8 protein-coding genes and 1 pseudogene are annotated in these 13,907 nt (G+C 43.7%); 7 read left to right on the top strand and 2 right to left on the bottom strand.

The genetic code is table 11. The features are described 5' to 3' along the window. The 4 genes and pseudogenes from QUB33_RS13795 to QUB33_RS13780 form a co-directional block, all read left to right on the top strand. Nucleotides 1–359, top strand: a pseudogene (locus QUB33_RS13795) (IS701 family transposase); the annotation flags it as partial. A 112-nt stretch (nt 360–471) separates the two neighbouring features. After that, complete coding sequence (locus QUB33_RS13790; protein ID WP_333351197.1) at nt 472–2,202, top strand: hypothetical protein; 1,731 nt, start codon at nt 472–474, stop codon at nt 2,200–2,202. A gap of 198 nt (nt 2,203–2,400) precedes the next feature. Continuing rightward, complete coding sequence (locus QUB33_RS13785; RefSeq protein ID WP_333351196.1) at nt 2,401–3,609, top strand: FAD-dependent oxidoreductase; 1,209 nt, start codon at nt 2,401–2,403, stop codon at nt 3,607–3,609. A 246-nt stretch (nt 3,610–3,855) separates the two neighbouring features. Beyond that, nucleotides 3,856–4,686, top strand: a complete 831-nt coding sequence (locus tag QUB33_RS13780) for a DUF4242 domain-containing protein (protein ID WP_333351195.1) — start codon at nt 3,856–3,858, stop codon at nt 4,684–4,686. Between the two features lie 327 nt (nt 4,687–5,013). Here QUB33_RS13780 and QUB33_RS13775 read toward each other — a convergent pair whose 3' ends face one another. Continuing rightward, nucleotides 5,014–6,738 carry a zinc metalloprotease HtpX gene (locus QUB33_RS13775; protein ID WP_333351194.1) on the bottom strand — a complete coding sequence of 575 codons (1,725 nt, stop codon included), beginning with the start codon at nt 6,736–6,738 and terminating at the stop codon, nt 5,014–5,016. A 226-nt stretch (nt 6,739–6,964) separates the two neighbouring features. Here QUB33_RS13775 and QUB33_RS13770 point away from each other — a divergent pair, with 226 nt between their 5' ends. After that, nucleotides 6,965–8,248: a glutamate-5-semialdehyde dehydrogenase gene (locus QUB33_RS13770; protein WP_333351193.1), complete on the top strand. Its 1,284-nt coding sequence runs from the start codon at nt 6,965–6,967 to the stop codon at nt 8,246–8,248. Nucleotides 8,249–8,386: 138 nt separating this feature from the next. Continuing rightward, nucleotides 8,387–8,515, top strand: a complete 129-nt coding sequence (locus tag QUB33_RS13765) for a hypothetical protein (RefSeq protein ID WP_333351192.1) — start codon at nt 8,387–8,389, stop codon at nt 8,513–8,515. Nucleotides 8,516–8,952: 437 nt separating this feature from the next. Here QUB33_RS13765 and QUB33_RS13760 read toward each other — a convergent pair whose 3' ends face one another. Further along, nucleotides 8,953–10,338 (bottom strand): response regulator, encoded by a 1,386-nt coding sequence (locus QUB33_RS13760; RefSeq protein WP_333351191.1) that lies wholly within the window; start codon nt 10,336–10,338, stop codon nt 8,953–8,955. 351 nt (nt 10,339–10,689) lie between these two features. Between QUB33_RS13760 and QUB33_RS13755 the strand changes: the two genes are divergently transcribed. After that, nucleotides 10,690–13,902, top strand: coding sequence for an ATP-binding protein (locus tag QUB33_RS13755; RefSeq protein ID WP_333351190.1), 3,213 nt, complete (start codon nt 10,690–10,692; stop codon nt 13,900–13,902). The last annotated feature ends 5 nt before the right edge of the window (nt 13,903–13,907 follow it).

The following is a 13,907-nucleotide window of genomic DNA, read 5'->3' as shown; positions in this document are numbered from 1 at the left end:
ATGTTGACTTATCAACAGCGACAGAGGAGTGGATAGTAAAAACTTATTCACAAAGAAATTGGGTCGAAGTTTTCTATGGGGAAGCCAAGGGCTGGCTGGGGTTAAATGAATATCAAATCAGAGATGAAACCAGCCTTAAAAGACATTTGATTATGGTGTTTTGTGCCTACACTTTCATTCTCTGGCATACCTTAACAGGAGGATTAAGGCGTAAATGGGCAAACAAATCTTTAAACACTTTTACTGATGCACTCGAAGCATTTCGGACAGCCATATCTTTTAGGTTTGTGAAATGGTTGAACCAAAATTGGGACGTATTCTCCGCTTATAAAGCCAGTTTAGGCTTTGTTTGGGCTTAAAATTTGTTTAAGTCCCGATAAAAATGAATCCTCCTGTTTTTAATATCTTAAAGCCTCCCAAGCCTTAAGTAAACCGTATTGTGCTATAGAGGAGAATTCAGCCATCTGGCGGGTGGTGCAGGCCCTGAGACGAGAGCGACGGCTGCTAAGCCTGGAATTGCATCCTTTGGATCGAGAACAAACGGCTGAACTGATTCGCAGTGTTTCAACGCTCGATCGGACAAATTTGTCTTTAGAAGTTGTGAATCGTGTATTTATTGACAGTGGGGGAAATCCCCTATTTGCGCTGGAGGTTGCCCGCGCCCAAGGCCAGGATCGCTCCACTCGCGGACACGATTTGGAAGCTTTGATCGGCGATCGCTTGCAGCAATTGGATCGCGCTGCTCGCGAATTTTTGCCTTGGGCGGCAGCATTGGGGCGAAGCTTCAAACCGACAGCCGTGGCTCAGGTGGCAGATTATCCCTTGCCCAAATTGCTCGCGACGATCGAACAGCTCGAACAACAAACCATTATCCGTCCCAGCGCCTCTCTCGGCGACGAAATGGGCTATGACTTTGCTCACGATATTGTGCGTCAGGCTGTCTACCGGCAGTTGTCACAACCGCGCCGCCATTTGATACATTTGCAAATTGCCCATAAGTTGCATCAACTCTCCACACCAGACAACGCCTGGGCTGGCGATATTGCCCGTCACGCGGCCATCGGGGGCGATCGCGGATTGGCCGCGTCTAGCGCCTACTGTGCCGCCGAACGCTGCCTGAAATTGTTTGCTTACACGGAAGCATCAGAATTGGCTCAGCTTGGGATCGAGCAGTGTCAAGGACTTGACGATCGCACTCGCATTCAACTGCATTTAAAATTGCTGCGGGTTAGCGCGATCGCAGGCGTTACGGGCGATCGAGTTGCTCAACTCGACAGCGAGGTGCACCGCTTAATCGATGAAGCCAATGCTCTATGTTTAGAAGAAGCAGAAGCCACGGGACTTGAGGCATTGGTGATCCTGCATTTCGATCGCAGCAACTTCGCCAACGTTCACCAACACTCGCTGCGGGCAGCAGAGGTAAGTCGGGCATCGAGTCCAGATACTGCCGTGCGATTGCTGGTATATAGCGGGTCTTGCTTGGCGGAAATTGGACGGGAAATGACGCGGGCAGAAGCATTGTTGCTGGAGGCGCAGTCCCTGGCGGGGAGAGTTGGCGCTAAAAACATCGGAATTGCCCAAGGGTTGGGGGCTGTACAGCGCCATCACGGGAACTATGACCAAGCGCGAACTCTGTTGCAACAGGCGTGGCAATTGGCTGCGGTCCACCAGGATCGCTGGTGCGAGTTTTATAACCTCAGCTATTTGGCGATGACGGAACTGGAAGCGGGCGATCCGGCGGCGGCATTGCCTTATTGTCAGGAAATGGCGATCGTCTCCGCCAAAATCCAAGGCGAAGGCAGTGAAGGTGCGATCGCCCAGGCACTTTTAGCTTTAGCAAACTATCAGCTTCAGCCAACTGGTGCCGATGCTGCTTTGGAGCGGGCGATCGCGACTTTGCAGCAGGTGGATGCCAAACGGATGCTGTCTTACGTGCTGATTGGGGCCGCTCAAGTCGATTTAGAGTGCGATCGACCTCTTTTAGCAACAGCCCGCGCTGAAGTTGCTTTAGAAGCTGCTCAGACGGTCGATCATCCCAGCGAGATTGCTCTGGCGTGGGCAATTTTGATTCAGGGTGCTTTAGCTTTGGGCGATCGAGAAGGGGCGATTGCGCGGTTTGAATCGCTGCGCGATCGCATCGATCCCGCCGCGCTGAGTTTCCGCGCCCGTACTGCTGTCGATCGGGCGATCGAACAGATTTAGTTAGTCATTAGTTATTAGTCATTAGTTGTAGCGAACTGCAATTAGGGATGGTGTTCATCACAGCGAACTTTACTTTACTTCATATCCCTCATCTAATTTTTTTAAACTCTTCCGCTTGTTTGATAATTGCTTCATATTCCCCTTTTTTGCTAAATTATGCCAAACTTTAGTATTACAGTAATTATTGGCTAGATTGCTATGTTTAAAATGAATCGCCGTCAATTTCTATTAAGTAGCGCTGTAACGTTTGGTGCCGCAATAGCCCATGCTCAAGTTAAAGCCCAAAACTCCCGAACTCCAGGAGCATTAGAAAAAGGACTATCCTCTCAGAAAGTGATCGTCGTCGGAGCGGGGTTGTCTGGTTTGGTTGCCGCTTACGAGTTAGCAGCAGTAGGTCATACCGTAACGGTTTTAGAAGCCCGCGAGCGAGTAGGAGGGAGAGTTTTGACCTTGCGAGACAAATTTAGTGAGAATCATTTCGTAGAAGCGGGAGCAGCAAGAATTCCGTCTACTCACAATTTAACACTTGGCTATGCTCAACATTTTGGCTTGACTCTAAAGCCTTTTTCCCCACCAGATGGGCTTTACATTTCTGTTAAAAAGGGGCAACGTCTTCTTATTCCTGCTGATGAATTAGCTAAAAATATACCAGGAGCAGGCAGATTAAAATTGACTAAAATTGATCGAGGTTCAGATCGATTGCCACAAGCATTTGCTACCGCTCTAGTTGATAAAATTCATCTAGGCTCTGCGGTTACTCGCATTGAACAAACTTCTTCAGGGGTTCAAGTCTTGTGCCAATCAGGACAGCAGTACACTGGAGATTCCGTGCTATGTACTGTTCCCTTGCCAGTCTTGGAATCGATCAATTTTCAGCCTCCACTATCATCTCAAAAACAGCTTGCTATAGGTGGGGGTTATAACTATCGCTCAGCAACACGAATGTTTGTAGAATTCTCCGAACGATTCTGGGAAAAACAAGGATTGAATGGTTGGGGGGTGTTTGATGATGGTGTTGAAGAACTGTGGCACTCCACTTGGGATTTTCCTGGAAAAACAGGCATTTTGCAGGCTTATCTGAAAGGGGAAAATGCCCTCGCTATGGATGCCCTCGCCCCAGACCAACAATTCCCTCAATTACTACAGCGATGGGAAAAGATTCTCCCTGGTGTAACTGCTTATCAGGGCAAGACGACCAGTTATTCTTGGGCTAAAGACCCTTGGTCGAAGTCAGGTTGGGCATACCCGACTGAAGAGCAAGAAAAAAGGTTTTTTGATGAACTTGGACGGTCGGAAGGTAAAGTCTATTTTGCTGGAGAACACACTTCTACTGCGAAGGGATGGATGCAGGGTGCATTAGTATCTGGATTGAGGACTGCTCAAGAGATCCATCAGGCAAGAACTTAATTTTCTGATATTTTTGTGCGATCGCACTATCATTTACAGATTGGCTGAGAATGCGAGCGTAGAGCAGACTGTACCCACGTTTATGCTGGGGGGGGTGACAACTCGCTCACTTTGTCCAGTGCGAGGCGCTGAAAAAATTGGGGTGAGAGTGTGGAAAATCCTCAATCGCTACAATTAGTCATGAGTCATTAGTTAACAGTCAACAGTTAACAGTCAACAGTCATTACTAATTAAGAGGAAGTAATTATGTCTCTTATCAAAGTTGAAACCGTTGCCGATCGACCCATAACCGCAGAAATGTTAGCTGATACGCGAGTTTTGGATTGTCTTGAGGCAAGAAATGGCACGTGGCGCTACTCTTTACTATCAGCCGATCGCGATCGCATGATTTGCACCTTTGAGGCACCAGATGCAGAGTCTGTGCGACAAGCTTATCGCCAAGCCGATGTTGGATTTAGCAAGGTTTGGACAGCCCAAGTTATTGAACCTGAAGGTGTGCCACCTGTATGGAACGAACCAATCCTCAAGGTGTGGGAAGGAAGCTATCCGAATGGCTTCACCGATGAAGAGTGGAAGGAAGCCCAGCGATTAATTTTACCCTGCTATCAGGAACGAGGTATTGAATGGGTGTGTTGCTATGCGTCGCTGGATAAAACTCGTGTGGTGTGCGAACTGAAGGCGCCCGATGCGGAAGTGATTCGAGAAGCCCACGGTAAAGCTGGGATTCCCTTCGATCGCGTTTGGTGTGCGGAAATTCACGATCAAGCCAGACCAGATGTTGTGCTGCAAAACATCTACAATGCGCTGCGATCCGATGGCGTTTACCTGATGCAAGATATCCGCGCCACCACGGATGTAGATGGCAACATGGAACATCCCATTGCACCCTTGATGTACACCATTTCTTGTATGCACTGCATGACTGTTTCTTTAGCCTACGGCGGCATGGGATTGGGCGCGATGTGGGGTCAAGAAAAAGCGCTGCAAATGTTGAGTGAAGCTGGGTTTAGCAGCGTTGAAATCAAGCAACTAGCCCATGATTTTCAGAACAACTATTACATTATCAAAAAGAGCTAAAATCATGTGCCAACTTTGTGCTATAGGTCAAAAATGGCAGAATAAAAAACAGCCTAATTCGGGGTTGTTAGATACCAGCAAATTTTCGGTATTCATCGACCTGAAGCAATTGTCTTCCACACGGGAATTCAAATCAGCTCAACCCCCTAACAATCCTCAGTCATCAGTTAAGCCCCTGGTTTAACACTCAGGGATTCTAATCAGGAAGAGGTTAATCTATCAACTGCTTATGTTGGCACGAATGCTTTCCTCCTTAACCCTGACTTAAGGCGAATAAAGTCTTTACTATGAACCTGTTGGTAGTAAAAACTTTATTCCGTTCAACTTTCAAGCTGGAAATGAAACAAATAGCACCGCAATACCAAGAACGATCGCCCCTATCCCCATCACAACAGACCAGAAGCGGTGATAACTCTTAACCGTCGTACCGCTATCGCTTTCAAGCTGAATCAAATCCATCCAAGGTGCAACACCCCGGCGGAACCAACCCAAAGCGCTAACATCCATTCCAATCAAACTTTTAACCCGTTTCATGCCAAACAGCAAATTACCAATTGGCCCAAAACGAGAAGCATAGCGCAGATAAATCATTCCCGTTCTGTCTTGCAATTTCAAATCAGAACCGAAGCTATAACCCGCATCGCCGCGACCAATTAATTCGCCTTGCAGTTGCGCCGGTTGACCCCGCAAAGGGCTTGCGTAAGGGTCAGACATTAAGGTTAAAACATCCAAGTGTTCTGCTTCTTCGTAATTGGGGAACATTACCAAAGTCTTCAGCAAAATTCCCGCACCCAAAGCGATTAAAGGACAAGCAACCATCATCATCGGGTTTACAGCATACAGGGAAATGCCGATCGCAAAACCCACAGCTAACCCCAGAGTTTCTGCACTGTACAGGAGTAAATCGAACACAAAATTGCCGTACAATCTCCGCTTGCTCAAATCGTTGCCTTCGCCGACAATCCGGCCCATATCAAACTCAATATCCAAGCCTAATTGTTCGGCATAAGTGCTCAAAGCGCGCACTCGTTTACCAGTCAGCGGGTGAGTAGAGTTCAACTCCATCCACCAACCCCAGGGATTAAACATATCCCACAGAAACACTCGCCCAATCTTTTCTGGTTCCGAAGAAATCCTGTAAGCAGTGCCAGTAGATGTGGCAGCTTTGGCATCGTAAATGCCTAAAGCGCGAGTTCCTTCTAATAAGCGGCTGGGTTCTGTTGCCCTTTGTCCTTCTTCCAAAATACCGTAAGCAATTTTTACCAAAGCGCGAGACAAAGCATTGGGGTTGCCAGTAGTTTCGGCAGCAAAATGATCGGCAAAATATTCTCGCGTCCGCGACAAATACAGCAATAAATAAGTGCCGGCGATGTAAAACAAATAAGCAACACCAGCTACAGTACCCGCCGCATCTTTAGCTTTTTCACCACCACTCCGACCCATTTTTTGAGCTGTAGTGTAAATTAAATAAGTAATCTGCACCAAAGTCGAAGCTAAAGTCATTACTGCAAAGTCCCAGTGGACGATGTGACCGAGTTCGTGGGCGTAAACAGTGGCAATTTCATCGTCGTCTAAATAGGTAAAAAGACCTTGACTGACGACTAAACGAGCGCTGTTTGGAAATGAACCGTAAGTAAACGCAGTAGGGTTTTGGTCGTCGATAATTCCTAAACGCGGCTGCTGGAGTTTTTTTTGCTTGCAAACCTTCTGAATAACTTTCGCTGTTTCGGGACTTAGGCTTTCTATTTCTGCTAGGGAAACCCAGCGAGTATGGTATAGCCAATTTTGGCTTAAATCCATCAAGTAAGGGGATAGGAAAAAAGCAGCGATGTTAAAAATCAGGGTAATCGGAAGTGCGATCGCCAATCCGGCGACTGGATCGGGACTGTTGAGAATCAAAACAGAGGCTAAAGATAGGGCTAACACCATACCAAACAGCAGGCTGATGGTGACGCCGGAAGCTAAAACGAGATTTGGGCCAGTTTTCTGTATCAGTTTAACGCCGGCTTTGCGCGATCGCCCTGCCTTGCGTAAAGGGGTGTGAGATGACATAATACTCTCCAAAGGTTATTGACAAATGGAAATGACCGTGGGATTTTATCTATACTTCACTGTTGTAACCTGTTAATGCGGATTGCTATAAGGGGTCTCAACAAAAATATAGAATTTCCTCTAGAATTGTTAAGACTGGAAACTGCCCCGAAATTTATTTGTGCGGATTCAATTCAAAACTCAAAATTCAAAACCGAACAATCAAAACTATTTAAAAGTTACTGCCATGTCTATTATTGAAATTGCCCAAAAAACGCGCGTATCTGCTAGAAAATTGGCAGTTTTGTCCGCTAATGCCAAAAATCAAGCTATTGAAGCTATTGCGAAAGCTTTAGAAGCTGCTGCGCCGGATATTGTGGCGGCGAATGCGGCTGACTGCAAGGCGGCTGAGGCGGATGGAATTGCGAAACCGCTGTACGATCGCCTAAAGTTGGATGAGAGCAAGTTGAAAAGTGCGATCGCAGGCGTGCGAGATGTTGCGAAACTCCCAGATCCCGTAGGTTCCGTGCAAATCCACCGTGAATTGGATACAGGATTAATTCTGAAGCGCATCACCTGTCCTTTGGGCGTTTTAGGCATTATTTTTGAAGCGCGCCCAGAGGCGTTAATTCAGATAGTATCCTTGGCAATCAAATCGGGAAATGGCGTCATTCTCAAAGGCGGCAAAGAGGCAGTCCGTTCCTGCGAAATATTGACAAAAGTGATCCATCAAGCATTAGCAGAAACTGCGGTTAATCCAGAAGTCGTGCAGTTGCTCACCACGCGGGAAGAAACAATCGAACTGCTGAAAATGGATGAATATGTAGATTTGATTATTCCCAGAGGTTCTAATTCCTTCGTGCGGTTCGTGCAGGAAAACACGCGGATTCCCGTGTTAGGACACGCCGACGGAATTTGTCATTTGTACGCAGACAAAGCGGCGGATATTCAGAAAGCAGTAGAGATTTCTGTAGATGCAAAAACTCAGTATCCAGCCGCCTGCAATGCCATTGAAACCTTGTTAGTTCACAGTGCGATCGCCCCCAAATTCCTGCCCGCTGTTGCCGAAGCTTTGCAGCAGAAAAAAGTTGAATTGCGGGGAGACGGAAAAACTCGCGCCATCCTCGAAAATATTGCCGAAGCAAATGAAGCGGATTGGTCTACAGAATACAGCGATTTGATTTTGTCAATCAAAATAGTAGATTCTGTGGAAGAGGCAATTAATCACATCAATACTTACGGTTCGAGACACACAGATGTAATTGTCACCGAAGACAGCGAAGCCGCCGAAACTTTTTTAAATGGAGTCGATGCGGCCGGAGTTTATCACAATTGTTCGACTAGATTTGCCGACGGTTTCCGCTACGGTTTCGGTGCAGAAGTGGGGATTAGCACGCAGCAAATGCCACCTCGCGGGCCTGTGGGTTTAGAGGGGTTAATTACCTATAAGTATCGAGTTGTTGGAGATGGCCATGTTGCCGCGAGTTATGTAGGGAAGGATGCGAAGGACTTTACTCATCGGGATTTGTAAAAAAGTAATACCATTTGCGAAAAAACTCGCTACAATAGCATTGAAAAAAGGGACAATACTACATTGTATCAACCCTGACAAATGTTGCATGAGTTTTGATAAATGGTTTAATAACAACAGTATTGAGATGTGAAACAGATGTCCGCTAGCATCACAATTAACCCTTACGAAATTCAGCAGCAAATCTCACAAGCGCATAGAATCAGTTCCTCAAAGCTGCGATCGCTCGCCCAAAAAGCAGAAGGTTTAGCAACGCAACAGCAGTAGAGAAGTAGAATTGCTTCTCATCTTGATGCTGTCGTCAAATAGAGGTGAAGTCAACTGGCTGTGCATATTCTGCACAATTGTGTCCCAGTAGATGATTCAGCTTTTGGGGAGATGTCTAATGTTTCTGCTCCCAATGACAACTTGAGTAATTTTACTGAATTCTGTCTGCTCTGGAAATAGCGATCGCCTCTAGGGGCAGTTATATAAAATATAAACATTTTGTCAATGTGTAAGTCCTAGCGGCTTCTCTTAATTTTTATGGATGGGCTGGGGGAACTGCGGGGATGAAAATCATCATTTCTCCAATGGCGTTGATAAATCCTGCTGTGAACCGCTATATAGCGCGTCTAAATGAAGGGTCTCATTGACCAAGTAGAGACGTTCCCTGCTCTGTCGGTTTAGTCTCCCATAAATTCGTTAATTCCTAGGCTCTCCCTTTAGGCTAAAGGAATTTCAATAATGAACTCTGTCCCAACACCCTGTTCTGAAAAGCAACTCAGTTGACCACAATGTTTTTCTACAACAATCTGATGACTAATTGATAAACCCAATCCCGTACCTTTTTCTGCTGGCTTGGTTGTAAATAGATAATCAAATATTTGAGTGCGTACCTCTTCCGGCATTCCCAAACCGTTATCTTTAATGTGAATCATGGCAATATTTCGCTGGCGGTCAACTTCAGTGCAAATCATAATTTGTCTGGGATTTGCTTGAGTTTCTGCCAAATTTTGCTTTACAAGAGAATCTTCTAAAGCATCAATGGCATTAGCAATAATGTTAATAAATACCTGATTTATCTGTCCGGGGTAGCACGGTACTAGAGGTAAATTTCCATATCCTTTAACGACTTCTATTTTCGGGCGTAGATCATTTGCTTTTAATCGATGTTGTAGAATTAGTAAGGCACTGTCAATCCCTTCATGCAGGTTAGCTTCTACTTTTGATATACTATCAGGGCGGGAAAAAGTTCTTAAAGATACACTAATTTGACGAATACGTTCTACGCCCATTTTCATGGATGAAATAAGCTGGGGTAAGTCTTCTATTAGATACTCTAAATCCACTTCTTCGGCACGAGTGGCAATCGCTGCACCTGGAGATGGCAACTGTTGTTGATAAAGATCAACAATTTCTAATAAATCTTGAATATAAGTTTCAGCATGATTCAGGTTTCCCTTGATAAAACCTACTGGATTATTAATTTCATGAGCCACTCCAGCCACTAATTGACCGAGGGTAGACATTTTTTCGCTTTGGATTAATTGGAGTTGAGCTTGTTGTATGGTTTGTAGAGCTTGTTTTAGTTCAGAGGTTCGATCCTCAACTCGTTTTTCTAATTCTTGATTCAATTGTTGTAAAGTTTTTTCTAAAGTCGTTTTTTCTTCAATTTTTTCTTGGAGTAATTGATTTTTGCTTGCTAGATCTTTGGTCAAGTTTCGCAACTCTAAATGAACTTGAATTCGAGCTAATACTTCTTCTTTTTGAAAGGGTTTAGTGATATAATCTACAGCCCCAAGGCTCAAACCTTTGACTTTTTGATCGGTGTTGCCAAGAGCTGTCATAAAAATGATCGGGATTCCTGAAGTTGACGGGTTACTTTTCAGTCGAGAACAGGTTTCAAATCCGTCAATTCCCGGCATCATTATATCTAATAAAATTAAATCTGGGGTGACATATTCTATTTTTTGCAGCGCACTTTCTCCATCTTGAGCTACTAAAACTTCTAGTCCTGCCTCATCTAAAACGTTAAATATAACACCTAAGTTTGTAGGATTATCATCTACAATTAAGAGGGTGTTTTTTGAGAAAGATAAATTATTCATAAAGCTTTAGCCTTCTCCTTGGTTTTTAATAATTATAAGCCGCGTGTCGTCCTGACTATCTAATCTGCCAGTTTGCCGAGCCAATCTGCAGCAGGATTTTTCAAATATAAGCTGCGTGACGTTCTGACTATCTAGGGAGCGGGAAAAAATTAACCTTGTCCCATTAGTGTATCATCATATTATAGTTCAACGAGGATGCTAAGCAATGTAATCTTTTTTATTTTAACGTAAAGTTTTTGTAACGCACTCTAGTCTTATGGCTTTCCTATCCTTTCTCTACAGAAGAGTCCTACGTCTGGTGAAGATTCTCTGGCTCTATAGTATAGACAAATACATTATTATTAGAAAGTTATGTATACAAATGTTTCTAAATTCCGCAAAATGCCGCTACGCCGTGTCTTAATTGTTCCTTTTGTTTTACAAATCTTTACAGCCGTAGGGTTAACCGGATATTTTTCGTTACAAAATGGACAGAAAGCTGTGAATGATGTAGCGGCACAGTTACGCCGTGAAATTGCCACGAGAATTGAGCAGAATTTGCATACCTATCTAGCGGTTCCCCATTTAGTTAATCAAATTAATGCAGATGCTATTAGTCTTGGTCAATTTAGCCTAGACAACCTGACAGTATGGGAGCGTCATTTTGGGAAACAAAAAAATCGCTTTAATAGCGTAGATGGTCTGACAATTATCAATGAAAAAGGCAAAGGTGTATCTATTATTACTAACGATGAAAGAAAGCGAGTTCTTCAAGCAACAAGTCCAACCAAGCCGAACCAAGTATTCATGTATTTGGCTGGTAGTCAAGGAGAAAGAATAAAATTAATCAAAGTGGTTAAAAATTTCGATCCCCGAAGAATTACAGCTTACAAAGAAAGCATGGAAGCTGGCAAACCTACCTGGACTAAAATACATTTTGGTGAACTTATTATTACCCCTATAATGACAGCAGGACAACCAGTTTTTGATAAAAATGGAAAAGCTACTGGTGTCTTGTTAACTACTCTACGTTTATCCCTAATTGGGAATTTTTTGCAAACTCTAAAAGTTGGAAAAACAGGACAAACTTTTATTATCGAGCGAAGCGGAATGCTAGTGGCAACTTCCACATCAGAAAAACCATACCGAAATAGGCAAAGATTTCCAGCCACTGACAGCAAAGATATTTTAACCAAAGCTACTGCAAAATATTTAACAGAGCGATTTAACAATCTCAATGAAATTAAAACTTCTCAGCAGTTAGAGTTTTTAGTAAACGGACAAAAACAATTCGTACAAGTTGTTCCTTTTCAAGATGGTAAAGGTATTGATTGGTTAATTGTAATTGCGGTTCCAGAAAATGATTTTATGGAACAAATTAACAGGAGTAGACATACGACTATTTTATTATGTCTTTTGGCACTATTTTTGGCAACTGTTTTGGGAATTGTGACTTCTGAATGGATAGCCCGACCGATTCGGCGTTTGGGTAAAGCCACAAGCGCGATCGCTGACGGCGACTTCGAGCAAAAAGTAACGGCTTCCTCCGTTAAAGAAATGAGCGCTTTAGCGACTTCTTTCAATTTAATGAGCCAGCAACTCAAGCAGTCCTACGCACAATTAGAAGATTATTCGTACTCCTTAGAACAAAAAGTCGCAGAAAGAACTCAAGCATTCGAGCAAGAAATGGGCGATCGCCAACAGATACAAGAGACACTCCGGCAAAACGAAGAAAGGTATCAATTAACTCTAGAAAGCGTTAATGAAGGCATCTGGGACTGGCGAATCAAAACAAACATTATCTATTTTTCACCGCAATGGAAAGCCATGCTAGGCTATGAAGACAACGAAATTCTTAACCTATTTAGCTCTTGGGAAACACTGGTTAACCCCGATAATTTACAGCCGATATTAGACTCTTTAGAAGACTATTTAAAAAGTGGAAGTAACGAACCTTATAGTTTGGAATTTCAGATGCGGCACAAAAACGGTAGCTACAGGTGGATACTATCGCGAGGTCGGGTTGTCGAGCGGGATGCGGAAGGCAAACCCCTACGTTTAGTCGGCTCTCACACCGATCTTACCGATCGCAAACAAACGGAAATAGAACTGCAAATAGCCAAGGAAGCTGCCGACGCTGCGAACAAAGCCAAAAGCGAATTTTTGGCCAACATGAGCCACGAACTTCGCACACCCCTAAACGGTATATTGGGCTACGCTCAAATCCTCATGCGTTCAAAAAATTTAGACTCTCAAGATATGAGCGGTGTGAAAATTATTCATCAGTGTGGCTCTCATTTGCTCACTTTAATTAACGACATCCTCGACTTTTCTAAAATCGAAGCTAGCAGAATAGAACTTTACCCGACGCCATTTCATTTTTGGGCATTTTTAGAAGATGTTAGCCAAATCTTTCGCCTCCGATCGGAACAAAAAGCCATCAGTTTTATTTGTCAATTTGACTCTTCCTTACCCACCAACGTGCAAGGGGATGAAAAACGCTTAAGGCAGATTTTAATTAATCTTTTAGGTAATGCTGTAAAATTCACCGATCGAGGGGGCGTTACTTTCAAAGTTCAACTCATAAAATCAGTAGCCTTAGAACCTAACCCAAATGAATTAAACGCCCTCAACACTATCCGCTTTCAAATTGAAGATACTGGAGTGGGTATCGGCGAAGAGCAAATGCAGAAAATTTTTAAACCTTTTGAACAGGTAGGTGATACCAATAAAATGGCAGAAGGGACAGGTTTGGGATTGGCAATTAGCTTAAAAATTATCGAAATGATGGGGAGTAGTATTCGAGTGGTCAGTCAGTTAAATGCTGGCAGCCGATTTTGGTTTGATTTAGATTTACCTTCTGCTAGTCAATGGGAATCGGCAATTCAGCTACAAGCTGCGATCGCTGGTTATCAAGGAACTAAATTGAAAATTCTCGCAGTTGACGATAAGTGGGAAAATCGCTTGGTGCTGGTTAATTTGTTAGCACCCCTTGGCTTTGAAGTGCTAGAAGCTGCTAATGCCAAAGAAGCTTTAAAACAAGTCGAGCGTACCCAATTCAATGCCATTATTACTGATTTAGTCATGCCAGAAATGGATGGTTTCGAGTTAGTAAGTCGTCTCCGCTCTCAACCTAAATTTCAAGATTTAATCATTATCGTTTCTTCAGCTAGCGTGTTTGAAGCTGATCAGCATAAGAGTTTAGATATGGGCGCAAATGCTTTTTTACCCAAACCCGTACAGGCGGCTGAGTTATTTGTATTGCTACAAAAACATTTAGAGATATCTTGGGTATATCAAGAGTCACCTCACCTCAATCAAAATGTCAATCAATCCGTGCGATCGGATTCAGCTTCTTTGTTAGTCCCTCCACCAGATGAAGAACTGGTAATTTTATACGATTTGGTTATGAGAGGTAATTTAAAAGCAGTGACTCAACAAGTTGAACAGTTAAAAAAAATGGATGCAAAATATATTCCCTTTGCCGAACGGGTAGGTGAATTGGCTGCAAGCTTTCAGGAAAAACAATTACGGTTATTTATCAACGATTACAAAGCCGATAACAAAAATCAAATTGATGGTTGAAAATA

This window comes from Microcoleus sp. B3-A4 (assembly GCF_036705385.1).
Classification (GTDB): Bacteria; Cyanobacteriota; Cyanobacteriia; order Cyanobacteriales; family Microcoleaceae; genus Microcoleus.
The sequence above is the reverse complement of the archived record's forward strand: the minus strand, read 5'-3'. Positions and strand labels throughout refer to the sequence as shown.